We start from the raw sequence: 26,259 nt of genomic DNA on the forward strand, positions 1-26,259 counted from the left end.
AACATAGATTTCAAATATAAGGAATTGGATTATTCAAAGATAATTGTGCATATAAATATGAATTAATGGGAAAGTTATCTATAGAATTTTTTATATAAGGAGGATGCATTTATGCCAGATTCAAAAAATATACCCTTAGTTTCATCTGAAATATCAGGTCTGTGGAATTCATACATGAGCGATAGTTTAGCAATACGTGTTCTTAGTTATTTTCTCAATAACGTAGAAGATAATGAAACAAGGGAATTGATTCAATATACAATAAATTTATCCATTCAGCATAGTGCTGTAATTACAGATTTATTTAATAAAGAGGGGTTACCTATACCAGATGGATTCACAGATAATGATGTTAATGTAAACGCTCCACGTTTATTTACCGATTCATTTCATTTGGCTTATTTAACAATAATGGCAAGACTAGGAATGTGCAATTATACATCAATTTTAAATCAAACAGCACGTAAAGATGTTAGAGATTATTTCTCAAAATGCATTAATGATTGTGTTGAACTTTATAATAAATCTACTGATTTAAGATTATCAAAAGGTGTTTTCGTAAGGGCTCCACAAATAGAAGTCTCTAAAGAGGTTGAATATATAAAGAGTGATAAGTTCCTATTAGATTTTTTTGGAGAAAAGCGTCCTTTACTTGCAAGAGAAATAACACGAATGTTTGAACTTATTTTTACAAATACCATGGCTGTAGCCTTGACAACTGCATTTGCTCAGGTTTCCAAAGATAAGAAAATTTCTAATTGTCTTTTTAAAGGTAAGGATTTATCATCAAAAATACTAGGTGAATTGACCAAAACATTTTTAGATGAGGGAATACCAGCATCATCTACATCTGAATCATATGTTACAGATTCTACGGAATCACCATTCTCAGAAAAATTAATGTTAATTTATGTTTTAATAATGACTACATCATCTATAAGTAACATGGGTATGGCAATTTCAGAAAGTTCAAGGGGTGATTTAATAACCAAATATATAAAATATGGAGAGGAAATAATGAATTATGCTAAACAATGTTCAGATATTTTGATTGATAATAAATGGCTAGAACAGCCTCCACAGGTTATAAAACACGAGGATCTTTAATCATAGAACTATTAAAACCATTAAAGACATGCTTTACCCATTTCTTATGTATAAGATTTTTTATATTTTTGCGTAACCCTAGTATAATGATATTCATATATTGGGGTTATCTGTTTTTTTCCCAAATACGCCATCCTATAAAAACAAAAGCTAGACCTACAGGTAATAATATTATTAGCAATCCAACCATATAATCATCTCCTTGTATAATTTAGTTATAAGTTTTGATAAGAAAACACTCATACATATAAGGAATAATTTAAGTTCGTAATTTAACAGAATGGGCGGAATTCGCCCATCCTCTTAGGTGGGAGATGAATAGCCCTTGACGATAGTCAACAAATAGCGTAAATTATAATCAGTAGTAAACATACAAAGGACGTGATTTATTGATTTTAGATACTAATAATCATTCAGTGTTCTTGCTTAATTATCATTTAGTATTGGTTATAAAATATAGACGCAAAGTAATAAATGATGAAGTATCAAATAGGTTAAAAGAAATATTTGAGTATATATGTCCTAAATATAATATAACTTTAGGTGAATGGAATCATGATAAAGACCATGTTCATCTACTATTTAGAGGTTCACCAAATACAGATATATCAAAATTCCTAAATGCTTATAAAAGTGCTAGTAGTAGGCTTATAAAAAAAGAGTTTCCATTAATAGGAAACCAATTGTGGAAAGAATATTTTTGGAGTAGGAGTTATTGCCTTATAACAACTGGAGGTGCTCCAATAGACATAGTTAGAAAGTATATCGAAAATCAAGGAATGAAATGAGGTGAGGAAATGCTAAAGGCTTGCAAATTCAGACTATACCCAAATGAAGAACAAAGAATATATTTAGCTAAAACTTTTGGATGCACTAGGTTTGTATATAATAAAATGTTGGCTGAAAGAATAAAGTCCTATGAAGAAAACAAAAATTTAGATATTAAGTCAGTAAAATATCCTACTCCTGCACAATACAAGACTGAGTTTGAGTGGTTAAAAGAAGTGGATAGTCTAGCACTGGCAAATGCTCAAATGAATTTAGATAAAGCATATAAGAATTTCTTTAGAGATAAATCAGTTGGATTCCCCAAATTCAAGAAAAGAACTAATACAAATAACTATACAACTAACAATCAAAGGGGAACTGTACACATTGAAAATAATCATATCAAAGTACCTAAACTAAAATCTATGATTAAGATAGAGCAACATAGACAGTTCAATGGATTGATTAAGTCATGTACTATATCGCAAGTTCCTAGTGGCAAGTATTTTATATCAATATTAGTTGATACTGAAATTGTTAAACTACCCGAAATAGATAATAAAATAGGTGTGGATTTGGGAATAAAGGACTTTGCAATAACAAGTGACGAAGAAATCTTCAGTAATCCAAAGCACTTAAAGAAATCAGAAAAAAGACTAGGTAAACTTCAAAAGGACTTATCAAGAAAACAAAAAGGAAGCAATAACAGAAGAAAGGCTAAAGTTAAAGTAGCAAAGTTACATGAGAAAATAGCTAATCAAAGAAAAGATTTTCTCCATAAGGTAAGCACTCAATTAATTCGTGAAAACCAAACGATAGTTATTGAGGACTTAAAAGTAAGTAATATGATAAAAAATCATAAACTAGCAAAATCAATAGCCGATGTTAGTTGGTCAGAGTTTAGAAGAATGTTAGAATACAAAGCAAAGTGGTATGGCAGAGAAATAATAGTAGCTCCATCAAACTATGCAAGTAGCCAATTATGTTCTAGTTGTGGGAATAAATCAAGCCAAACGAAAGACTTGTCTTGCAGGACTTATATTTGCCGAGTATGTGGAATGATAATGGATAGAGATATAAACGCAAGCAAAAATCTACTAAAACTAGCAATGTAATACAAGATATATTGACTAGAGAGGCTGGAATAGCCTTGATAGCTTGGGTAAACTTGCTACAGTAGTAGTATTGACCAAGAAGCTCCCACCCTTTAGGTGGTGAGTAGTTCACAACTGAATCAGGAAGAAAAGTTTGTAATGAAATGTTTTGTTTGTGACATTAATCACGGCTTAAGTGATATCTAAATGGTATACTACACATATTAAATAAAATTATAAATACAGTTTTACACAATATTAGCTTATATAACAACATAATAGGTTATAAGTTTGTTTTATATGTAAAGGGGATAGATATGAAAATTGCGATTTTAGTAAATGAGGGTACAATGGATCGATGTACTGGAAAAGGTTGTTTTAACGCTTTTAATAAGAAAATTGATGCCTTTAGCAGTTATGGTCCTGAGGTGGAACTAGTAGCATTTACTCATGCAGGAGGGGACTTGGAACGTAAAATTGAAAAATTAATTGAAAATGGCGTGGAAGTAGTCCATCTTTCCACCTGCCTTAGAGGAAAGTATGAAAATTATGATAGTTTAGCTCATCGCCTTGCAGAGCATTTTAAGGTTGTGGGACATACCCACGGATCAGAAAATGGTAAGCGTATAGATACTATATCTTTCAAAAAATGAAGAAAGAATGAATAAACTTCATTTTTTAAATAGACTAGGAATTAAATTAAACAGTATCAAGGAAGAACTTATTAAAACCTCAAAAGAAATAGATAAATATTATCTAAATTAATAAAGTTAAGGATTTAATATAGTGAAATTTTCTATTTTTCTATTAGATTATGACTTATATTGATTGCTGAAAACAATAGTTGCCAAGGAAACCATTATGATGTATAATGGTTTCCTTGGCAACTATTATAGAAGGAGGAAAATATGCGTAAAATAATAGGGAAAAATATTTCTATATTATATAGAAATGAAAATAATTTTGTAGATGTTAAGCTGAAAAAATACAATCTAAATAAAGTTCAAGCGGAAGTATTATTATTTTTAAGAGATTATAATGGGGCTAATCTAACTGAAATAAATGAATCATTTTTATTTAATAAGGCCACTATAACAAAAATAATTACCCATCTTGAAAAATATAATTATGTTAATAGAGTAGTTAGCGAAGGGGATAGGAGAGAAAAAGGCATATATTTAACAGATAAAGGAAGAAGTATATTTCCTAGCATTACAGAAGTCTTGAAAGGATGGGAAAAGATTCTCATTGATAACATTCCTAATGATGATATTGAAAAAATAAGAAGTATACTAGTCAAGATGGTAGAAAATGTAACAACATTAAAGGAGAATTAACAATGAAAGAAAATATGAATAAACTAGGTAATATGGATATAAAGAAGCTGATTATAAGGATGTCATTGCCAGCAATGCTGTCGATGATTGTGCAAGCGCTATATAATGTTGTAGACAGTATATTTGTAGCAAAAATATCAGAGCAGGCACTTACGGCTTTATCCATAGCTTTTCCAATACAATTGATAATAGTATCAATATTTGTGGGACTTGGAGTGGGAATTAACTCATTTATGTCAAGAAAACTGGGCGAGGGGAACAAAGATGATGCGATAAATACGGGCGAACATGGATTTGCAATAGGTGTTGTATTGTGGATTATGCTTGCAATCTGTTCGGCATTTGTACCCGAAATGTTCTCTAAGTTGTTTACTGACGACCCTGTTGTTATCAAATATGCGGTACAGTATACTAGGATTATTATGTTGTTTTCATTTGGTAGCATTATATCAGAAGTGTGTATGAATATTTTAAGATCTACTGGCGACATGTTGAGTTCTATGAGAATACAGTTATTAGGTGCGATAACCAACATTATTCTTGATCCAATTCTTATTTTTGGATTGTTATTTTTTCCTAAATTAAGTGTGCAGGGTGCAGCAATAGCAACAGTTATTGGTCAAATATTTGCTATGCTATATGCACTTAAACTCGTACTTAGAAATAATAATGGACTAAAACTAAATTTAAAGAAATTTCATTATAGTAGCGATATAACAGGTGAAATATTCAAAGTTGGAATCCCTGCTATGTTTATGCAAATATTGGGATCCATAATGGTATCTTGTATCAATTTAATTTTATCAGGGTTTTCTGGAACTGCTGTTGCAGTATTTGGAGCATACTACAAATTACAGTCTTTTATATATATGCCTGTATTCGGTTTGACACAAGGTATTATGCCTATAGTGGGCTATAATTATGGTGCGAAAAATAGGCATAGGGTGATAGAAACTGTCAAGTATGGCTGCATATTTGCATGCGCAATTATGCTGGTTGGTACCAGCATATTTGTAATATTCCCGAGGCAATTGCTTATGCTATTTAACAGTACGCCACAAATGGATGCAATTGGTATTGAGTGTTTGAGAATTATCAGTATAGGGTTTGTATTTTCTGGGATAGTAATAGTTCTTTCCACGGTTTTTCAAGCATTTGGCAAAGCAAAAGTAAGTCTTATTATATCTTTTGCAAGACAGATTATTATTTTATTACCATTAACATTTATTCTAAGTAAATTAATTGGATTAGCCGGAATATGGATAGCGTTTCCAATAGCAGAAGCGGTTTCTTTAATAATTTCTGGGTACTTCATAATTAAAGTATATCGAGAGAAAATTCGAGATTTAGAGGGTGAAGTACAAGCTCCTAGTAATTACTAGCAAGAAGAAACTATTTTCGGTTTCTTCTAGGGGGTATGGATATCAATTCCACCAAGTGGCTTATGTTTATCTAAACGTGCGGTGTACTCGCTATATCAAGTAGTAGAGTTACACATCTACTTTTTCTATATCTTTTATAGATAAATAAGCTACCACTGCGCCTATGATTGCAAGGCTGATAGGGATTATGATAATAGATCCCAATGTACTTGAATTAGATCCATTATTTAACAGGCTTACTAATATAACTGAGGTTACTATTGTGGCAGCCTCGGATTTTTTTTTCATACCTACATATAATGGAATTAAATTTACAAAGGAAAAAGCTATGGAGTATACAGAGAAATTAATTATGTTTTTCACTAAAATAGCTTGGGTTAAAGGAACTTTAATAAAATTCATAAATATATTTAAAATAAATATACTAGAGTCTAGGAAAATGTTTGATATTATCATAGTTGTAAAAGTAAATAGTACAATAATAGCTAACTTTGCTATCATAATTTTTTTTCTGCTTATTGGATAGGTAAACATAATATTTATTGTTTTATTTTTATATTCACCAATTATTAGTTTTGAGATAAGCACAGCTGCAAAAATGGAGAAGGTGCCTCTTACCATAATACTTGAATATAAAAATGCATCATTATAATTGTTAAACATCAACTCCTCAGTATTAAGTGCACCCAAAAGTAATATACCTAGAATAACTAAGTTTGCAATTATAACTCCTTTTATATATTTACTAAACTTAAACTTTTTAATTTCTAATTTAATTAATTTAAGCATCTATCGCACCTCCATTTAAAAGCTTTAAGAAATAATCCTCTAAGGAACTATTTTTCTTATTTATAGCCTCAATTTCAATGTCCTTTAAAATTAAAGCTTTTGAAATATCCTTTTGTGGTAATTTTAAATCATATATTTTTATTAAGGAATTATCTATAACTCTAAAATTAGAAATATTCAAATCATTTTCTAAAATATATGCAGCTTTTATACAATCTTTAGTAATTATTTCTATATACTCAGTATTCTGCTGGCGAATATTATCCATTGACACTTCCTTTATTAACTTTCCATTAGTAATTATTCCTATGGTGTCTGCTATTTGTTCGATTTCACTCAAAATATGGCTAGATATTAAAATTGTAATGCCATATTCCTTACTTAACATTCTTAATAGATTCCTGATTTCTTTGATTCCAATTGGATCAAGACCATTGATTGGCTCATCTAATAGTAACAACTCTGGTTTAGTTATAATTGCCCTTGCAATTCCTAATCTTTGTTTCATTCCTAGGGAATAATCTTTAACCGGCTTAGTGTCTGTATCTTTTAAATTTACCAGGTCTAAGGCTTCATCAATAGCACTTTTATTGTAATATCCCATGTACTCACAATGAAGTTCTAGGTTTTCTCTTCCAGTGAGCTTATCATAAAATACAGGGTACTCTATGATGCTTCCTATACGTTTCAAAGTTTCATAGGCCTTAAAGTTTAGTTTCTCACCAAAAACTTCAATTTCTCCACTACTTGGCTTAACAAGATTTACTATCATCTTCATAATTGTGGTTTTACCTGCTCCATTCGGACCTAAGAACCCATAGATTTCTCCTTTTTTTATGTTCATGTTTACATTAGCTACAACCTCCTTATCCTTGAATTTTTTCACTAAATTTGTTGTCCTTAATATATAATTCATGTTACATACCTCTTTTCAATATTTAACGTAATTTTATTGTACAATATGAAATTCTCTTTTTTATTAAGTGAATCTTACAAAATTCTTAAGTTAAAAAATAAGATGCTATTATTTTAGCATCTTGCTTACTCACTAATAATTTATTCTCTTTAGCTTAAAAGTAAAGCTAGTTCTCTCATAGGGGCTACTTTTAAGTGAAATTTCTCCGCCTAATTTTTCAATAAGCCTTTTGGTTATGGTAAGTCCTAGCCCACTTCCTTGATATAATTTATTTCTTGAATCCTCAAGGGTGTACATTCTCTCAAATACCTTTAAAGTGTTCATTTCATCAATGCCTTTACCTTTATCCCAAATTTCTACATAGGAATAGTTATCATCATAGGTTAAGTTAAGTCCTATGCATTTACCTTCACTCCCATATTTAATGGCATTAGAAATCAAATTATCCATTATTCTTTTGATTGCATCTAGGTTCCCCAGTGCATAAATATTTGTTTCAGGAATTTCTATATTAACTTCATAACCTCTAGAAGTTAAAGTTTCATAAAAGCTTAATATATTTTCTCGGCAGACTTCATTCATATTAACCCTTGTTATAGGTAAATCCATATCTTCTGATTCTAACATGGCTAAATAAAAAAACTTATTAATAAGTTCAATTACTTCCAGAGTTTTTTTATGAACTTTAGAAATCAATATTTCTCTTTCATCTTTTTTAATATCCTTATCCAGCTTTATGGTTTCAATATACCCGAGTACTACTGTAAGTGGAGTTTTTAAGTCGTGAGAAATGTTTGAAAGCATTTTATCCATAGATATTTCTTTTCTTTTATAGTCTGACGTTATTTTTTGATTGAAATCTAAAAGCTTATTTATAATCACTAATAATTTTCTAATCTCTTTATCAGAAGTAACAACCAAGAGTTTTTCATTAGTATTTTCTTTTACAATTTTGTTTAATTTTATTACAATATACTCTAAGTTTTTACTTTCTTCCTTTTTATGTTTATATTGAAGAAGTATTATGCAAATTAAAATAAAAATAATTACTAATAAAGGCATAACCATTAAGTAACCTCCAACTTGTACCCAATACCCCACAAAGTCTTTATATATTGTGGATGTGAGGGGTCATCTTCTATTTTTTCTCTTAGTCTTCGCATATGAACATTGATTACATTATCATCACCGAAATACTCTTCTTTCCATATTGAACTATAAATTTGTGCCTTGGTAAAGACACTATTGGGATTCTGTACAAATAATTTTAAAATATCAAATTCTTTAGAAGTAAGGAGAATATCTTGATTATTTTTGCTAACTAGGAAATTACCTATATCAATAGTAAGTTTCCCTACTTTAATCACCAATGGCTTTTGATCTTTATCATTATTAGAATATTTTGTGGCTCTTCTAATAACTGCTTTAATTCTTGCAGAAAGTTCGATCATTGAAAAGGGCTTAGTTATATAATCATCAGCTCCAAGTCTTGGTTTAAATATTTAACTATTGCCTCTTCACCATTAAACGCAGTTGTTATTATAAAACCATCCTTTATCAAGTAATTTTTAACCATCTCACTAATGGCATTATCATCCACAACAATTAAAATTTTATTATTCATAGTTATGATTCCTCTTTTCATAAATGTGTAATTTTTTGACTTGATTTTATAATTATATCATGTGAAAATATTTATATTAGGATTCTTAGTGAAAGCTAAGAATTGATATGAAGTACGAGTTAGATATTAATAAGTGTTAAAGCTAAAATCACTACTAATATAGCAAATTGATTTTTCTTTGATAATTTTTCTTTATATAAAATTACTTCACCCAAACTTATAAATATTATGCTTCCAGCGCTGTATATAGGAAAAGCTATAGAAGTAGATATGCTATTTAAAGCCATTATAAGAAAATATGAAGAGAATAAATTTGGGATTCCAACTAAAAATCCTATAAGTAAATCTTTTTTCATTATCTTTTGTTTTGATTTTATAACAAAATACAAACTTAAGAAAAAGGCTATAACGAATGTAAAAAACAAAAATACATCTTTATATGCTGTTAAAGCATATTGCTGAAATAACTTATTCTGAAACTCAGCCATCCCTCCAAATATAAATAATAAAATCAGCGTTAAAGTTATACTTCTATTATTAACAGTATCTTTTTTAGAAGAAAGATTCACAAATAGAATTGAAAATAAAGCCATAAAAATCCCAATCCATTGCATAAGTCCAGGTATTTCTCTCCAGATAACAACTGAAAATATCATTGGAACTAGAATGCCAAGCTTCCCAAATGTACCAGAAAGCGCGGCCCCATTTTCTCGTACGCTTTTTTGGTAATACACAAAGGATAAAAAGAAAAACACTCCACCTATTACACCAAGCAATAAAGCCCAGGAAAAGCTAGCACCCTCAGAAAAAGAACCATTATTTTTTAATATAACTTTTGTAAATTCATTAATAAAACTAGTTATAGAAATGTTCATTCCATAGAATTTTATGGAAGGTTTAAATAATATCATAAGTAAGCTTACAGTAAATGCTGTAAAATAGTTTGTACTAGTAACAGCATACCTGTTCATTTCATTTCCCTCACTATATTTAAAAATAAGTGCAATAGAAGAACTACATATTATAGCTAAAATCAAATAAGTCATTTTTTTTCATTTCCTTTCCTTTTATAGTTAGTTTCCAAGATATTCATCATAATTATAGCATTATAAGCACATATTTTTAAATAAATATATAAGAAGTGTTATAAATTAAAATATGCGGTTTTAATATAATTTCTATATAAAGCCTTTAATTTCATATATCTTCGAAAATACCTCTAGAGTAATTTGCGATTGCAAATCTTACTAATAATAATTATACTTGATAATAAAGACGAAGAATTAATCTGAAAAGTAAATAATATAGGGGAAAGGGTAGACAAGTATGTAAGGTTTTATAATAAAAATACGTTGTTTAGTGTATTATAGGGGGAAAAAGATGTCCATTAATCTAGCTTTATTAATATTATTATTTTTAGCTATCTTGTATATTACCATTATTGAAATATTCACAGTAATGTTAATGGTTACAGGGGTATCTAATACCAGAGCTAAATTTCAAGTCATTTCATTACTTACAAATTGTGGATTTACAACAACCGAAAGTGAAATAATTGTTTCATCTCGAAAAAGAAGAAAAATTGCTATTACAATTATGATTTTTGGTAATATGTTTAATGTGACAATTGTTTCACTTTTAGTCAACATGCTTGTATCTTTTTCTAAAAATAAGAACTTTAGTGTATATCACTCTATTTTATATCTTTTGAGCTTTATGGCTTTTATTACAATAATAAAAAAGATACCATTTATCAAAGTAACCTTTGATAATATTGTAAAACGTATAGCAACAAAGGTGATTTTTAGTAATAAGGCAAATCCAATGTTAATTTTTGATAATTTTCATGGATTTGTAATTGTAGAGATAAAGATTGTTGTGGTCCCTGAAAAGCTTAATAATAGAACTTTATTGGAGTCAGGAATCAGCAAAGACTATGGAATAAGAGTTCTGAATATCAAAAGAAATGATTTGTTTATGGGTGATATTTCAAAGGAAGAAGTTATTCTAATAAATGACAGATTGATGGTTTATGGACCTTTATCCAATATCATTCTTGTATTTGAACAAAAGCCATCCCACTAGTGCCACCCACGTGACAAGTGGCAAGTTTGCAGTAGATTTAGTTACAGAAGAAAATTTTTATCAACTATAAAATCCTGTTAACGTTCTTGTTAACAGGATTTTTATTGTGCGGTCGGCATGAGCGCAATCTTTCAGCGTTAATTGGTAATGCCTTGCTAAACTTCTACAATATATTAACTACAGTACCTACACTGACAAAGTTAAAGAGGTCCTGTACATCATTGGCATACATTCGTATACAACCATTTGAAGCAGCCGTACCTATGGAAGCTGGATTATTTGTACCATGAATCCCGTAATGGGGTTTTGACAAACCCATCCACCTTGATCCAAAAGGCCCTCCAGGGTTAATCTGTTTGTTTACTATTGTAAAGGTGCCTATAGGTGTAGGTGTTGTAGGTTTACCTACAGCAACGGGATATACCTTAAAAAGCCTCCCATTTCTGTACAATGTGAGTGTTTTGTTCATAGTATTTATAGTAATGCTAAAGAGAATTGATGAAATAGGTACGCATATTATCTGACCTATATTCAAGTTATTAGGATTCACACCAGGATTTAAATTTAATAGGGTCTGAAGGGGTACATTTAACAATTTTGCAATTGATCCAAAGGTTTCGCCTTTACTGATAACATAGGAGCTGAGCATGGGGCAAACAGATTGCTGTGTCTTTTCCTGTGCTATACAAATTACCTGACCTATGCTTAAATTTTCGGGAACTATACTTTGATTCACCGAAAGAATAGCTTCAATGGAAGTATTGAATCTATTGGCAATGGTAGCTAAGGTATCTCCTTTTTTTATTTCGTAGGGAGAAGTCCCAATAGGACATATGGGAGCCTGTATTTGAGCTTGTAGTTGAGCCTGTAGCTGAGATAATTCGCGGTCTAAATATACGTGCATAATAAAATTCACCTCGAAATCAAAATATTAAATACATAACATTATAGTATCAATACTGTTGTCATCACGGGCATAAGATTAAATAGTTCGCTCACATCACTGTTGGACAATACTATACTATGTCCCTGCGAAATGTTTTCAATAAAATGAGGATTATTGGTACCCTGGATACCAAGTTTGGGGCTAGAAAGCCCAATCCATCTTGATCCTAGTTCTACACCAGGGTCTACTTGCTTATTCACAACTGTGAAAGTCCCACGAGGGATCAAATCATTAGGATTTTCAAGCCCAATTTTATATGTTTTAAGAACCTTTCCACTTCGATATACTACAAGATTGTGCTTGCCTATATTTACTTCAACACTAGTAAGAGGGGGAGCAACAGGTATGCATAATACCTGATCTACATATAAATCATTAAGGTCGATTCCATAGTTTGAATACAATAACTGCTGAGCTGTAATATTAAAGCTATCTGCTATTGAAATAAGGGTATCACCCTTTGCCACAACATAATAATTTGTTGTTGGACAAGAAGGGTACATCTGAAGCTTTAGAGGAACACATAAATGCTCACCTACCTGCAAATTATTTGGGGATATACCCGGGTTAAATTTCACTATATCTTGTACAGTAGTATTGTAGAAGCTTGCTATGTTTCCCAAAGTATCTTTATCTCTTATGGTATATGGTACTGACCCAGCAGGGCATTGGTTGTGAGAATTTTGATAAGGCATAGTCATCACTCCAAAAAAGAATATATTAATATAATATTCAATTTGTTTGAAATAGTGCCACCCAAGTGGCATATTGCCTTTTTAGTATTTGCAGCTATATATCCATATACAAAAGTAAAAATTAGTGAAAGAATATATGCCATTATCATTCTTCTTACAGATAAAAATGCCTATATAGATTATTTTGCAACATGCATTAAATAATCACCCGGGATGGTGCAATACAGAAATAATGAAAAAAGGATCCGTATCAAGTAAAATTAATTTCTACTTTGATACGGATCCACTTTTTTTAAAAGAATTAACCTAATGGAAGAACTTTAACAATTTCCATGAAGATTGTTCCTTCAGCTGCTTTTGTTTTAGTCATTAAATCTTTGATTTTAGTTTCATCTTCTACAAGCTTTAATACAACTCTTGCTCCTATGTTTCTATCAGCCTTTTCTACAGCAGTTGGATTATAAATATAAAAAGTTAGTACAGCTATTTTTCTTTCAAGAATATTAGCAGAAGTTTGGTTAGGTGATATTCCGAACTGTAAATGATTTTCATCTGCAACACCTGGAACTACAGTTGCAATATTAGGAGTTCCATCTTGGTTGGTTGTTGCAACAGATGTAGCACCACTTCTAGCTTTTATAGCATCCATTAATTTGACTCCAGTTAATGAACTACTTTCATAGTAGTAAGTTTTTGAAGCTGCTGAAATTGAGTCTACATTTGGTACCGCAGCAACTGGTGGAGTAACAACGGGTGGAGCTACAACTGGTGGTGTTGTTGGTTTTGGAACTGCTGGTTTCTCATTTAATTTTGCCAAAGTAGCTGGTCCAACTAATCCATCAGCTGCAAGTTTATTTTTACTTTGAAAGTCCTTCACTGCATTTAAAGTTAGTTTTCCGAAAATACCATCAACAGTAATCTTGTATCCCTTGCTGTTAAGACTAGTTTGTATACGTTTAACATCATCACCCATAGAATTAAATTTAAGTAAACGAGTTGCACTTACTGATGTATTATATACAACTGATTTAGTTGGTGTAGCTTGCTTAGCTGGCGTAGATTGTTTAGTTGGTGCTGGAGCAGGAGCTGCTCCAGTAGCTGCTGAAACAGAATCTACATTAAAGGATCCTAATTTTGGACTAGCTACTGCAATTGTAAGTGCAAATATAGCTATTAATGAATAATTTAATGGTTTTAACACTTTTTTCATTGGAATTCCCCCTCGAATTATGTTCTCTGAACAATATTATTATTATTATTATATGTAAAGTATTTGTTAAAAACCTAACACACCATAGTATAACAACACTTAATTTATATAACAATATATTTATCAGTTTTAAAAATACATAATTCGGTACGTGCAGGAACTAACTGGAATCTATTATATTAAATTATTCTCAACAAGATTTTTCTTATAGGCATTAAGCTCAGTGTAAACCTCTTTTTTAAATGGATTAATCTTATGACTTTTAACATGATATATTTCGTACATTAGTACTCCAAGATTTGCCGTAAGGGCTAAAATGCTAAGGGTAAGCATTGCAGTTGGATTATGTGAGGATTTAACAGCATAAGCAGAAGAGTCAGCAAATGCAGGGAAGGTAAGGGTAAACATGGCATATAAAGCAAGTGTTTGAGCACGATGTTGAAGCCATGCACCTTTTTTAATTGTGAACTCTGCAAGTGTACAAGCAGTAATAATTACAAATCCAGCATAGAAGGAACGATCTGAAATAGCATTATAGCAGTAGGAAATATTCCATAAATCATAGGCAATAATCCAAAACCATAATTGATCCGCCCAGACCATATCACGTGTCTTTGTTTTGGAAACACGAATACATACCCAGCCTGTAATTGCAAGAATATTAACAATACCAGCTATGCCATTAATGATATTCCAGGGCCCACCTAAAAGATAAAGACCATTTTCAACAACACCATTTTTGCTAAAACATTCAAAATCACGATATACGGCTTCTAAAATATTAACAGATAATATAATGGCAGGGAACATTAGCATGTACTTATTTTTATCAAGACCTTTAATAAAACGCAGTGCCATAAATCCAATAACACCTGCAAGTGCTGAATAGGTCTTTACCCAGGCAAACCAATATCCAGAGGTTGTTCCTGCACCAGCAGTTTTGGGCCAAATAGCAATGGTTAAAAATATAGGAAGTATAATGTACATAGCTACAGAAATCCATTTGCTGCGGCGAGTAAATTCATTTACTATAAGCAATCCTACCAATAGTGAAATGGCCACCAAAAAAGTTTGCATAGGAATTTTGTCAAAGAAAAACATTATTAACATCTCCTTTTATAATGTAAATTATTCTAATTATATATTTATTATAACATCTGTTACAATATAAAACAATTAAGGGAAATGTCAATTAAAGAAGAAGAGGCAACAAAAAAATGTTCCAATCTTCGTAGGGAATTTTCACCTTACAAAGATTGAAACATTTTTTTAGTGCTAGTAGATATACCACTGTGGGATTCATATAATGCTGCAATAATTAGTCGTTTTTATTTAACCACTTATTAAGAACTTCTATATATTTCTCATTCTCTTCTACAAATGGCATATGACGACTAAATTCAAATAATTCCCACTGGGAATTAGGAATCTTATCATACATAGTTTTTGCAATAAGTGGTGAGCAAAGATCAAGCAAACCGCTGATGATTAAACTAGGTTCTTTAATATCTTCAATCTCTTTCATGAAATCAAAGTTTTTTAATGTACCAGATGGACTAAACTCACTTTGACCCCATGCAGTTACATAGGATTCTTTTCCAGAGACCCTTGGGCGGCTTAAGCATTCTGGGGAATCCGGTCCTACTGGGCCAGCGCAGTAACGTAGCATGAACTCTGCTTCTGCTTGCCTATATTCTTTTGATGAATAATCTCCATTTTCTTCTGCTTTTGCAATGGCATCTTGCATTTTCTTTGGAAGATATGCAACTCTTCTACGTTGCTCTTTTTCCCATAGTGCGGCAGATGGCAGAGTACTGGATAAGATGTAGCTTTTGATTCCCTCTGGTTTATATTGGCAAGCATATTGAATTGCCTGCATTCCTCCCCAAGATTGACCCAATAAGTGGATTTCGTCTAGGCCTAAGTGTTTGCGTAACTGGATTAATTCTTCAATCCATGTTTTAGCACACCATAAATCAGGACGGGAAGGGGTTGCGGAAAGTCCGCAGCCCAATTGGTCATACATAATAACCGCACGCCCATCTTCCGCAATTTTGTCAAGTACCTCAAAATAATTATGTGTAGAACCTGGTCCACCATGTAATAAAAGCAGTGGCTTTTTATTTCCAGTGCATTCACCTACTATACGATAGTAAGTTTTATATTCTAGATATGGAATATATCCTTCAGTAATCTTCATGATCAATCTCCTTATGTCTATTTTATGGAAGCTTCATAAATTGTAAGAATTGAATTGGATAACATCAAATCAAATTCTTTGTCTGTTTGATTAGAGGTTAATCCCTGAGATAGAGCACGGGAAAAACTAGCAATTAGTCCGTGATTGCGCGCAAGCTTTTCATTTGCTTCACTTTGAGAATATCCTCCTGATAAAGCCACAACACGTAAAACATGTGGATTATCCATTAAATCAGCATAGAAGTTATCCTGTGTTGGTATTGAAAGTTTGAGCATGATTTTGACATCTTTTTCAAGGGCAGACAATTGATTTAAAATCTCATATTTTAATAATTCTTCTGATTTTTCCTTATCCTTGCTGTGGATATCAACCTCTGGTTCGATAATTGGAACTAGCCCAGCTGCAGCTATTTCCTTACCAATTTCAAACTGTTGCTCTACTAATTTTCGAATTCCTTCTGGATTAGCTTCTTTAATAACTGAACGCATTTTTGTTCCAAAAATATTTTTATCAACTGCACGTTTTAATAGTTCTTTCAAATTTGGAATTGGTTTCATAAGTTGAACACCGTTTTCAACTTCAGCAAGTCCTTTATCAATCTTTAAAAAAGGTACAACTCCTTTGTTCTCCCAAAGGAAGTCCGCGGTGAATTGATCACAAACCTTACGATCCATAGTGTTTTCAAATAAAATAGCACCTAAAATGTGCTCTGAATTGAATGAAGGGTTAGTGATAATACGTGTCCTCATTTCATGTACCAAATTGAACATTTCTTGGTCATTTGAATAACAGTCTTTCGTAATTCCATATTGCAAAAGTGCAGTAGGAGTGCTGCCACCACTTTGGTCTAACGCAGCGATAAACCCTTTTCCAGAATAGATTCGGCTTATTTGTTCCTGATTCATATAATTATCCCCTTTCATAATTTATCTTTAATTCCATTATAGCACTTATTAGGTAGAAATACATAGCGAACTAGCTGATTGCTGCCTCCCATACAAACTTCCTAAGGTGATTATTTGCAAATATATTGTATTATCTTATGGACAAAGGTATAATTATTGAAGTTAAAGGTTGTTATGCTATAGAGCGTAATGGCAATTAGAGGAGGATACTTAATGAAAATTTCAAAAAATGATGCATTGATATGGTTTGAATTTTTTTCTCAATTAACTGAGGAAGAGGAAATTGACGTAAAACATGAGGAAATTATTTATGCTACCTTTGCACAAATTGAGGCAGTGATTGAAAATAGAAATGATAAATTAATAGCGGAGATTGGAAGTTTAAAAACTTTGGAAAATAGAACTCTTTTCGTGGGAAATGAAGATAAATTCCCAAAAGGATGCCGTTCGTGCCTTTTAGGTACTGGTTTAAATGCAATTAGGAAAACCAACAAATGTAACTTAGAGTGTAAGTTCTGTTATAATTATGGACACCTAGATGATATTTCTCCAGTTGGAGAGGATATGTGGGAAATTGGAGGCACTAAATATTATGAGAAGGATATTGATTTGCTTCTTTCCATTCACAATAAACCAACTGGCGTGTCTTATGTTTATTTAGAGCCATTTATGGAAATTGAAAAATACTATTCCATTATAAAAAGATTTAAAGATGCTAAGGTTTATCAACATCTATATACAAATGGTACTTTAGCTACAGAAGAGACATTGAAAGCATTAGGTGAAGCAGGTCTTGACGAGATACGTTTCAATCTGGGCGCCTCTGCTTGTTCAGACAAGGTTATTGAAAACATTGGAATAGCGAAAAAATACATTAAAAATGTAGGTATTGAAACACCAATGACTCCTGAGTTTTTTGAATCGTTTTTCAAGAAAAAACATGCAATACTAGATACAAAACTAGATTTTATAAATTGCGCAGAATTACATTTAAATGAAAATAATATAGATAATTATTATTGGGAAAACATGTATGTTGCTAGACGTGGCTATATATCTCCAATTTGGAGTAGGGAATTGACTTTGAAATTCATGAAGATAGCAGATGAAGAAAACTGGGATTTAGCAGTTCATGATTGCTCAAACTATACAAAGTTTGCTAGGGATTTAAATTTGAGTAGCAAAGAGGGTATGTGGTTTGGTGCCAGCAATTATGCCTTTGAGTTTTCTAGTATTCCATATGAAGTATTTATACCAATACTCAGTGATGACAGTTTTCAATTTTTAAGTGAAGAAGAATTACCTGAGGACTATAGACCAGTACTTATGGATTATTAGTACTTTGTCAAAGGATTTTTTAATAAGCAGATTATTACTATAAGATAAGCCCTAATGATGTAATATCACTAGGGTTTAATTTGCTATGCTTGTTTTTGTGATATGGTTTGTTTAGTCTTCTTTCTCTTTACTGTCTTGTTTCTAAAGTCGTTAGAAAGCACACTTATATTACCATCAACTTCAAGTATAGCTAAATTCACGTCTTCTATTTGTGACACTCCATGTTCTCTTATTACTTCCATTATTTCATCAACGGTAATTTTTGATTTTGCAATGTTTTTATGATTAAGTTTGCCGTTGTATACTAGCATCAATGGCTCTCCTTGAACAAACTTACTAAACTTCGGGAAACGATATAAAAACTGCTTAAAGATATAGTTTATTACAAACAAAGCACTAGCAGCCACAAGTCCACCCATTAATGTTGAATTAGGACCAACCATTGCATTTTGAACTGAATTACTTATTAATAAAATAAAAACCAAGTCCATAACTGAAAGTTGAGAAAGTTCCTTTTTCCCAAACAAGCGAATGGCCACAATTATAAATAGATAAACTATAATGGAACTTAGAATTATTTGAAGGTATTCATTGTGAAATATAATCATATTGTTACTCCTTTGTATCTTCCGCAGTAAATTCTACTTTAAACAACTTGGTCACTTAATCCTATTGTAAATTCTCATTTCTCTTTTATTATGTTCTACAAAAGCTTTAAATACCCTTTTATTTGATATTATTTAGATTTATTATAGGTAAGTCCACTTACAGGGAATTAAAACCCTGTTTTTTCTTGTAATACGACAAATTTCTCTGCTTTAGCGAAGTTTATATGATAAAATGAATTTAGTGAAAAATGCAAAACCTAAAGAGATGAAAGGAGAAGATTTTAATTGAAGATATTAAGACAAATGGCGCTTTTGTTACTAATGCTTTTTATTGGTGACATTCTTAATAGAGTATTTAAGATCCCCGTTCCTGGTAGTATACTGGGCATGATTTTATTATTGTTAGCACTAATAACTGGAATTATTAAGCTACATCAAATTGAAGAAATCTGCAAGTTTTTGCTGGATCACTTATCCTTTTTCTTTATTCCAGCAGGAGTAGGACTTCTATCAGTAACTGGACTTCTAAAGGATTCCTGGTATTTGCTATTACTTGTATGTATAATCACAGCTATTTTAGTTATGTCTGTTACAGCACTAATTGTTCAATTTTTAAGGAGGCAGTAAAATGAAAGAAATTCTAAGGAGTTCGGTATTTGGAGTTATGATTTCACTTATTGCTTTTGAAATTGGACTACTTATTAACAAAAAGACTAGAAAATCATTTTTAAATCCACTTTTAATTGCCATGACAATTGTTATACTTGCACTAAAAATCTTTGATATTAGCCCGCAGGATTATAATAAGGGAGGGCAAATTATATCTTTTTTCTTGGGACCGGCTACGGTTGCCTTAGCCGTACCGTTATTTAAAAACTTAGCAGTTCTTAAAAAGAACGCATTGCCAATAATTGTAGGCATCTTTTCAGGATCCATAGTAAGTGTAATCTCTACTATTTTGTTTTCTAAGGTCTTTGGATTAACTGATGTACTTACTCTGTCATTGATACCTAAATCCGTTACAACTCCAATTGGCATTGAGGTTTCAAAGCAAATTGGAGGAGTTCCTGAAATTACAGTTGCAGCCATTATTGTAACTGGAATTACAGGTGCAATAATGGCACAAGTTATATTCTCAGCATTGAAAATAAAGGACAAAATAGCAATGGGTATTGCTATTGGAACTTCCGCACATGCAGTAGGAACTTCTAAGGCTATTGAAATGGGAGAAATAGAAGGTGGAATGAGTGGTTTATCAATTGGGGTTGCTGGACTTATTACAGTCATTATAGCTCCAGTAATAGTTAAAATATTTCAGTACCTTTCCGTTATAAAATAGATATAAATAAATCATACAAGTTTGGAATCATTCTAGCAATATTGACAATGGTTGTAAGATTAGATATACTATTATTATAAACTTTAGACATCTCCCTTATGAATTTTAGGGGAGTGTCTTTTGTGCTATTTGATACAATTTCATTACAGGTGTTATAAATTAGATAACAAATGAAACTTTTCATAATGAGAGCTATGAAAAATCAAATAAATATAGCGTTATTAAGTAATACTACATGGGAGGAGAGCATGCAAATGTCCAGAAAAATATATATAACTGACTCAGACAAGAATAAACTATTGGAGGTCATTAACAAATACGAAGATTTAAAAAACAGACAAAATATAAAAAATCTTGAAGCAGAAATAAATAGGGCTGATGTCACTAGTCCAGAAGAAGTACCCGGCAATGTTATCACAATGAATACAAAGGTAATGTTATTAATGGGAGATGATGAAGAAGTAGTTAGTTTGGTATATCCAAGTGAAGCTGATATCTCAAACAATAAAATTTCTATATTATCGCCGGTTGGGACAGCCATCCTTGGTTATTCTGAAGGCAGTATTATAGAGTGGGAAGTACCAAATGGGGTTGTGCAAATTGAGGTAAAAAAAATATTATTTCAGCCAGAAGCTCAAAAACTTTATGACCTATAACTGTTAGCAAGACAATAATATAGCAAATAAAACTGCACTAGGTTACTTAGGTAACTTGGGGCAGTTTCTTTATGTTTGTGGAATATAATTTAATGATATGTTAATAATTAAATTATCTAAAATGAATTGTATCACTGGATATGGTATAATAATAGTCAAAGAAAGTTAACTCAGAGTGAGTTATTAATTATTAATATTGTTAAATTTAGGGGAAAGAAATGGAGAAGATGAGAATTGAAAGGTAAATGTTATTATTGCAATGAGGAATTATCAGAAAGAACTATTAAAAGGCATGTTAAAGGTTGTAAAGTTAGAAAAGAAAACATAGAAAAAGATATGGCTAATTCTAAGGAAACTAAAAAACAATATGTTTTATCAATTGTTCCACAGTACGACTCAAAGGAGTACTGTTTGTATATAGCTATAGATATAGAGTCAACTTTAAGGAATTTAGATAGTTTTTTAAGAGATATTTGGTTAGAATGTTGTGGACACCTAAGCAGTTTTATTATAGATGATGTAAGTTATGATTCTTTAATAGATGAAGAGTACTTTGAAATCAACGAAACAATGGATTTTAAATTATCACAGGTAATTTCTGTGGGTGATAAATTTAGATATGATTATGATTTTGGTTCCACAACTACATTAAAGCTTGAAGTTGTAGAGGAATATGTAACAGGGGAAAATCATAGTCAAATAGAAATATTAGCTAGAAATGAAGAAATACAAAACTTTTGTTCAAATTGTAATAAAAAAGCAGAGTACTTTAATTATGGAGAAGAAAAGTTTTTTTGTGAAGATTGCATAGATGAAGATGAGGATGATTATGACTTAGTCCATATATCTGAATATACAAATTCGCCTAGAGATGGAGTTTGTGGATATGAAGGGGAAAGAGATACAGAAAAGCAGTATTTACCAGGAAATAATTTTAAATTTAAGAAAGCCAAAACAAAAAAACAAAATAATATAATTCCATATAGAAATAGTGATGAACTGGATATGTATGATGATGAAGAAAATCTTGATTCTTATTTACATAAAGCAATGAATAGTATGAATTTAGAAATTGAAGATAAAGTAAACAAGTTATTAAATAGAGTAAAAAGAGGGAAGTTCACACAGGATTTAAGTGAATTATTAAAATGTAATACAAAACCTGAATTATTAAAGATAGCATCTATTTTTAATATTACCAGGATATCTCAGTTTAATAAAGGGCAATTAGTAGAAAAACTTTTAGAAGTATATGAAGAGAAAATAAATGAAGCACTATATTTAATTGATAGTGAAAGATATGAATTTTTAAAAAGCATTGCTGAAAACCAAGGATTTATATATTTTGATGATAAAAAGATTACATCGAATCTAGACTATTTTTTAGACGCAGGATTTTTATTTGTAGCTATGAAGGACGAGGGTATATATTTAATCATGCCCACTGAAACAATAAATGTTATAAACTCCTTAGATAATGAGGAATATAGAAAGGTTTTAGCTAGAAATACAGAGCTTGTGAAACTATTTTGGGGAATGTCTTATAACTATGGTGTATTTCTTATGAGTGATTTCATAAAAAACCTTAATACTTATGTTGACTATTCTTTAGATGAAACTGAGATTTATGAAATAATTGAAAGTGGTTCACGTTATTGTGAGGAGTATGTATTACAAGGGAATATAGCTAGTAGCACGGTACTTTATCCAGAAGATATTATTCATACTGCTCAGGAAAGAGAAAAAATTTCAAGTCATATGGATTTCTGTATTATAAAAAAGGATGAGTTACTTGAATCTGCCAATGTTGAGTATTTAACTGAAAATAAAGTAAGTATGAGATTAAAAAAATATTTGAAGAATAATTGGAAATTAGAAGACACGCAGATTGAAATGATTATAATCAATTTATACGATGATATTCAAGAAAGTGAAAAGGAAGAGGTAATAGAGGATATCCTTGATGCATTGGGAGAGGTAAGTGGAAATGAACTTGAAAAATTATTAGTGGAAATCAATAGTTTTATAAATAATACTAGACTTTGGAAGTTAAAAGGATATACTTTAAATGAATTTAATTCCATGAATAATAATGATTCTACTCCTAAGATAGGAAGAAATGATCCTTGCATATGCGGAAGTGGTAAAAAGTACAAAAGATGTTGTGGATCTAAGGTTATTGAGCTATTTTAGCAATATTGATAATATTTATAACATAGGTTGAAATTTGCCACATGATATTTAGGTGGCATTTGATATATATTGGGGGAAGTGGAAAATGAATTTACTTATTAATTCAACTAATTTCCAATCATGTAGAGAATTGATTATTCAAGTGAGTGATACAGGAGTGATTACCAGGATCTCGCAAAATTGTTATGAAATTTTAGGATTCAAACAAAATGAAATGTTAAATACTTATATTGATAATTATTTAGGATATAGTTTTCATGACTTACTATTAAACATGAATATTAAGACCTCTGTTTCAAGAAATCGTGGTAGCAAGCTATTTTTTGATGTTGAATCAAGACCCATCACAAGTGATGATTCTAGAATTGTGGGATTGCAGTTGTCACTTATAAATATAAGTGAATTCACTCTTATTGAGCAGCAGTATAATGAGTTTATTAAAGTATTTGAAAAGGCTAAGGATATTGTTTTTAAGTTTCAAATTATACCTGAATGTAAGTTTACATATATTAGCCCTTCTGTATATGATATTTTAGGGTATGATGCAGAAGCACATTATCTTAATCCGAATATAACATTTGAAAATATTCATCCTGAGGATATGGGAATACAAAAAAGTAAGATGGATAAAAACTCCGATTTTTCTAAACCCTTTTGCACAAGGTTTAGAAGAAAAAGTGGGAATTACGTTTGGGTAGAAGATTATTTAATACCTACATATGATGATAATGGGGATTTAACATGTATATCAGGTATCAGTAGAGATATCACAGAAAGAAAGAGTATGGAAGAGAGTTTGAAAAGTAAAAATGAATTTTTAGATGGGCTTATAGATAATCTTGAATTGCCTGTGGTTAGGCTATCCTCTCCGGATTTAAGGATTTTAGAAATAAACCAAAAGGCTATTTATACCTTGAAAACGTTCATAGTAAATGCCGAATCAATCTCACAAATAAAGGGGAATAAAATTGCAGATATTATTCCCCAGTTTAACGAAAGTGAGTACTTTCAAAGAATTAGTGAAGTAATTAAAGAGCAAAAGGTAAAGTATATAAATAAAAAGATTCATGTAATCAATGGAAATGAAACCTATTCTAATTTTATATTTGCGCCTGTGCTTGAAACCAGTGGAGAAATAAAAGAAATACTTGTGTTAATGATAGATGTTACTGATGAAGTGAAGTCTAGTTTAGTTATGGAAAATGCATTAAAGTCCCAGGGGGAATTTCTTGCAAACATATCACACGAACTTAAAACACCATTAAATGTGATATATTCAGCAGTTCAGTTATTTAGTCTATATTGTAATAGTGGGTCACTAGAGGAAAATAAGGATGTAATTATTAAATATATAGAATCAATAAAGCAAAATTCCTATAGATTATCTAAACTTATTAATAATATAGTTGATACATCAAAGATTGAAGCAGGATTTTTTGAACTGGACCTTTCAAATAACAATATAGTGGAAGTAGTAGAAGAAACAGTTATGTCTGTAACTAATTTTGCCGAGATTAAAGAGTTAAATATAATTTTTGACACTAATATTGAAGAAAAGATTATTGCTTGCGATTTAGTAAAGATTGAAAGAGTAGTATTAAATCTTATATCAAATGCCGTAAAGTTTTCAGATAAGGGTGAGGAGATATTTGTACAGGTTAAAGATAGGAATGAATTTGTTGAAATATCAGTGAAAGATAATGGTGTTGGTATAGAAAAAAGACACATGAATATGATTTTTGATAGATTTATGCAGGTAGATAAGTCGCTATCTAGGAATGCAGAAGGCACCGGTATTGGATTAAGTTTGGTAAAATCTATTGTGGAATTACATGGAGGCAGTATAACTGTGGAAAGTGAATTTGGTAAAGGAAGTAAGTTCATTGTTAGGCTTCCTGCCAGAGAAGTAATGCAACAGAATTTGCTGTTTAGTAGAAATATGAGAAGTAGCAACGAAAATTTAAAAGTAGAGTTTTCAGATGTGTATTCATAAACCTAAGTGTGCTAATGCATGTTCAATTCCATCTTCCTCAATATCTTTTGTAACAAAGGATACTAAGCCAAACTCTGTGCTTATCAAAGAATGCAGTATTAACACTTTCAAAAACCCCTTCAATCTTGCATTCACGAAGTTTTGACACAATATCAACGCAAGTTTTATGTGGGATGGATCTTGCAAAGAGGGGTTTATCATTATAATGGATGTAAGTTCCACAGCCGCAAACATATCCATCGAACCCAAATAAAATAGTGATATAATTTATATTATTAAGGAAGTGATTAAGTTGATTAAATTAGTCTTATTAAGACACGGTGAAAGCCTTTGGAATAAAGAAAATAGGTTTACTGGTTGGACAGATGTGGATTTATCAGAGACAGGTCTAATTGAGGCAAGGGAAGCTGGGAGAATACTTAGGGTAAATGGTTATACCTTTGATTTAGCATATACTTCTGTATTAAAAAGGGCCATTAGAACACTTTGGATTGTTTTGCATGAAATGGATTTGATGTGGATTCCCATAAATAAATCATGGAAGCTCAATGAAAGACATTATGGTGCCTTGCAAGGATTAAACAAGAAAGAAACCGCAGAAGAATATGGAGATGAGCAAGTTCATAAATGGAGAAGATATGTGGATGTAAAACCACCAGAACTTCTAAAAAGTGATGATAGATATCCAGGGAAAGAACTGAAATATAATAAATTAACAGAAGAAGAAATCCCTACAACGGAAAGTTTAGATGATACTGTAAAAAGGGTTATGGAGGAATGGTTTGAGGAAATAGCACCAAAGATTAAGGAAGGTAAGAAGGTTATAATTTCTGCACATGGGAATACCTTAAGAGCTTTAGTAAAATATATGGATAATATGTCAAGTGATAATGTGGTAAGTCTGAATATACCTACAGGAATTCCACTTGTATATGAATTAGATGATAATTTGAAGCCTATTAGGCATTATTATTTGAGTTTAGAGGGCGAATTACTCAATGATACTATTCCCACCAATAGTGCAGTAGGCCTTAAGGATGATCTTGGATTGTCTTGAAATTCTAAGATAAAAGG

Annotated in this window: 25 protein-coding genes and 1 pseudogene; 14 read left to right on the forward strand and 12 right to left on the reverse strand. The window is 31.1% G+C overall.

Going from position 1 to position 26,259, the window contains the following annotated elements:
* The first annotated feature begins 111 nt into the window (after window positions 1-111).
* The 6 genes from LGK97_RS02055 (at window position 112) to LGK97_RS02080 (ending at window position 5,688) form a co-directional block, all read left to right on the forward strand.
* Complete coding sequence (locus LGK97_RS02055) at window positions 112-1,107, forward strand: DUF3231 family protein (protein ID WP_226258074.1); 996 nt, start codon at window positions 112-114, stop codon at window positions 1,105-1,107.
* A 389-nt stretch (window positions 1,108-1,496) separates the two neighbouring features.
* Complete coding sequence (gene tnpA, locus LGK97_RS02060) at window positions 1,497-1,895, forward strand: IS200/IS605 family transposase (protein ID WP_226258075.1); 399 nt, start codon at window positions 1,497-1,499, stop codon at window positions 1,893-1,895.
* 9 nt (window positions 1,896-1,904) lie between these two features.
* Window positions 1,905-2,990: an IS200/IS605 family element RNA-guided endonuclease TnpB gene (gene tnpB, locus LGK97_RS02065; RefSeq protein ID WP_226258076.1), complete on the forward strand. Its 1,086-nt coding sequence runs from the start codon at window positions 1,905-1,907 to the stop codon at window positions 2,988-2,990.
* Between the two features lie 296 nt (window positions 2,991-3,286).
* Window positions 3,287-3,622, forward strand: a complete 336-nt coding sequence (locus LGK97_RS02070; RefSeq protein ID WP_226258077.1) for a CGGC domain-containing protein — start codon at window positions 3,287-3,289, stop codon at window positions 3,620-3,622.
* A 255-nt stretch (window positions 3,623-3,877) separates the two neighbouring features.
* Window positions 3,878-4,306 (forward strand): MarR family winged helix-turn-helix transcriptional regulator, encoded by a 429-nt coding sequence (locus LGK97_RS02075; RefSeq protein WP_226258078.1) that lies wholly within the window; start codon window positions 3,878-3,880, stop codon window positions 4,304-4,306.
* A 2-nt stretch (window positions 4,307-4,308) separates the two neighbouring features.
* Window positions 4,309-5,688: an MATE family efflux transporter gene (locus LGK97_RS02080; protein ID WP_226258079.1), complete on the forward strand. Its 1,380-nt coding sequence runs from the start codon at window positions 4,309-4,311 to the stop codon at window positions 5,686-5,688.
* A 108-nt stretch (window positions 5,689-5,796) separates the two neighbouring features.
* Here the strand turns inward: LGK97_RS02080 and LGK97_RS02085 are convergent, their stop codons facing one another.
* The 5 genes and pseudogenes from LGK97_RS02085 to LGK97_RS02105 form a co-directional block, all read right to left on the reverse strand.
* Window positions 5,797-6,477, reverse strand: a complete 681-nt coding sequence (locus LGK97_RS02085; protein WP_226258080.1) for an ABC transporter permease — start codon at window positions 6,475-6,477, stop codon at window positions 5,797-5,799.
* Entirely contained in the window at window positions 6,470-7,393 is a 924-nt protein-coding gene (locus tag LGK97_RS02090; RefSeq protein ID WP_226258081.1) for an ABC transporter ATP-binding protein, read from the reverse strand. Before LGK97_RS02090 ends, LGK97_RS02085 begins: the two co-directional genes overlap by 8 nt.
* Before the next feature lie 132 nt (window positions 7,394-7,525).
* Entirely contained in the window at window positions 7,526-8,461 is a 936-nt protein-coding gene (locus LGK97_RS02095; RefSeq protein WP_226258082.1) for a sensor histidine kinase, read from the reverse strand.
* Window positions 8,461-9,017, reverse strand: a pseudogene (locus LGK97_RS02100) (response regulator transcription factor). The gene LGK97_RS02095 and the pseudogene LGK97_RS02100 overlap by 1 nt, the downstream one beginning before the upstream one ends.
* A 119-nt stretch (window positions 9,018-9,136) precedes the next feature.
* Complete coding sequence (locus tag LGK97_RS02105) at window positions 9,137-9,988, reverse strand: SMR family transporter (protein ID WP_413228408.1); 852 nt, start codon at window positions 9,986-9,988, stop codon at window positions 9,137-9,139.
* 409 nt (window positions 9,989-10,397) lie between these two features.
* Here LGK97_RS02105 and LGK97_RS02110 point away from each other — a divergent pair, with 409 nt between their 5' ends.
* On the forward strand, window positions 10,398-11,102 hold the full coding sequence (locus tag LGK97_RS02110) for a TrkA C-terminal domain-containing protein (RefSeq protein ID WP_226258084.1): 705 nt from the start codon (window positions 10,398-10,400) through the stop codon (window positions 11,100-11,102).
* Window positions 11,103-11,265: 163 nt separating this feature from the next.
* Here the strand turns inward: LGK97_RS02110 and LGK97_RS02115 are convergent, their stop codons facing one another.
* The 6 genes from LGK97_RS02115 to LGK97_RS02145 all read right to left on the reverse strand — a co-directional run bounded on the left by LGK97_RS02115 (window position 11,266) and on the right by LGK97_RS02145 (window position 17,058).
* Window positions 11,266-11,637, reverse strand: coding sequence for a L,D-transpeptidase (locus LGK97_RS02115; RefSeq protein ID WP_264174953.1), 372 nt, complete (start codon window positions 11,635-11,637; stop codon window positions 11,266-11,268).
* 410 nt (window positions 11,638-12,047) lie between these two features.
* Window positions 12,048-12,743 carry a LysM peptidoglycan-binding domain-containing protein gene (locus LGK97_RS02125; RefSeq protein WP_226258085.1) on the reverse strand — a complete coding sequence of 232 codons (696 nt, stop codon included), beginning with the start codon at window positions 12,741-12,743 and terminating at the stop codon, window positions 12,048-12,050.
* Window positions 12,744-13,044: 301 nt separating this feature from the next.
* The gene (locus tag LGK97_RS02130) at window positions 13,045-13,953 is read right to left on the reverse strand and encodes a peptidoglycan-binding domain-containing protein (RefSeq protein ID WP_226258086.1); all 909 of its coding nucleotides are present in this window, start codon (window positions 13,951-13,953) and stop codon (window positions 13,045-13,047) included.
* Between the two features lie 174 nt (window positions 13,954-14,127).
* Window positions 14,128-15,054 carry a DUF5692 family protein gene (locus LGK97_RS02135; protein ID WP_226258087.1) on the reverse strand — a complete coding sequence of 309 codons (927 nt, stop codon included), beginning with the start codon at window positions 15,052-15,054 and terminating at the stop codon, window positions 14,128-14,130.
* A 217-nt stretch (window positions 15,055-15,271) separates the two neighbouring features.
* Window positions 15,272-16,153 carry a proline iminopeptidase gene (gene pepI / locus LGK97_RS02140; RefSeq protein ID WP_226258088.1) on the reverse strand — a complete coding sequence of 294 codons (882 nt, stop codon included), beginning with the start codon at window positions 16,151-16,153 and terminating at the stop codon, window positions 15,272-15,274.
* Window positions 16,154-16,170: 17 nt separating this feature from the next.
* Entirely contained in the window at window positions 16,171-17,058 is an 888-nt protein-coding gene (locus LGK97_RS02145; RefSeq protein WP_226258089.1) for a fructose bisphosphate aldolase, read from the reverse strand.
* Window positions 17,059-17,271: 213 nt separating this feature from the next.
* Here LGK97_RS02145 and LGK97_RS02150 point away from each other — a divergent pair, with 213 nt between their 5' ends.
* Window positions 17,272-18,396, forward strand: coding sequence for a radical SAM protein (locus tag LGK97_RS02150; RefSeq protein WP_226258090.1), 1,125 nt, complete (start codon window positions 17,272-17,274; stop codon window positions 18,394-18,396).
* Window positions 18,397-18,479: 83 nt separating this feature from the next.
* Here the strand turns inward: LGK97_RS02150 and LGK97_RS02155 are convergent, their stop codons facing one another.
* A complete protein-coding gene (locus tag LGK97_RS02155; protein WP_226258091.1) occupies window positions 18,480-19,004 on the reverse strand; it encodes a DUF421 domain-containing protein in 525 nt (174 codons plus the stop codon).
* Between the two features lie 285 nt (window positions 19,005-19,289).
* Here LGK97_RS02155 and LGK97_RS02160 point away from each other — a divergent pair, with 285 nt between their 5' ends.
* The 6 genes from LGK97_RS02160 (at window position 19,290) to gpmA (ending at window position 26,242) form a co-directional block, all read left to right on the forward strand.
* The gene (locus tag LGK97_RS02160; protein WP_226258092.1) at window positions 19,290-19,631 is read left to right on the forward strand and encodes a CidA/LrgA family protein; all 342 of its coding nucleotides are present in this window, start codon (window positions 19,290-19,292) and stop codon (window positions 19,629-19,631) included.
* A 1-nt stretch (window position 19,632) separates the two neighbouring features.
* Entirely contained in the window at window positions 19,633-20,343 is a 711-nt protein-coding gene (locus LGK97_RS02165; RefSeq protein WP_226258093.1) for an LrgB family protein, read from the forward strand.
* Between the two features lie 254 nt (window positions 20,344-20,597).
* Window positions 20,598-20,999, forward strand: coding sequence for a GreA/GreB family elongation factor (locus tag LGK97_RS02170; RefSeq protein ID WP_226258094.1), 402 nt, complete (start codon window positions 20,598-20,600; stop codon window positions 20,997-20,999).
* Between the two features lie 234 nt (window positions 21,000-21,233).
* Window positions 21,234-23,192: an SEC-C metal-binding domain-containing protein gene (locus tag LGK97_RS02175; protein WP_226258095.1), complete on the forward strand. Its 1,959-nt coding sequence runs from the start codon at window positions 21,234-21,236 to the stop codon at window positions 23,190-23,192.
* 85 nt (window positions 23,193-23,277) lie between these two features.
* A complete protein-coding gene (locus LGK97_RS02180) occupies window positions 23,278-25,185 on the forward strand; it encodes a PAS domain-containing sensor histidine kinase (RefSeq protein WP_226258096.1) in 1,908 nt (635 codons plus the stop codon).
* Window positions 25,186-25,477: 292 nt separating this feature from the next.
* Window positions 25,478-26,242, forward strand: coding sequence for a 2,3-diphosphoglycerate-dependent phosphoglycerate mutase (gpmA, locus tag LGK97_RS02185; protein ID WP_226258097.1), 765 nt, complete (start codon window positions 25,478-25,480; stop codon window positions 26,240-26,242).
* The last annotated feature ends 17 nt before the right edge of the window (window positions 26,243-26,259 follow it).

The organism is Clostridium sp. CS001 (assembly GCF_020443565.1).
Lineage (GTDB): Bacteria > Bacillota > Clostridia > Clostridiales > Clostridiaceae > Clostridium_AD.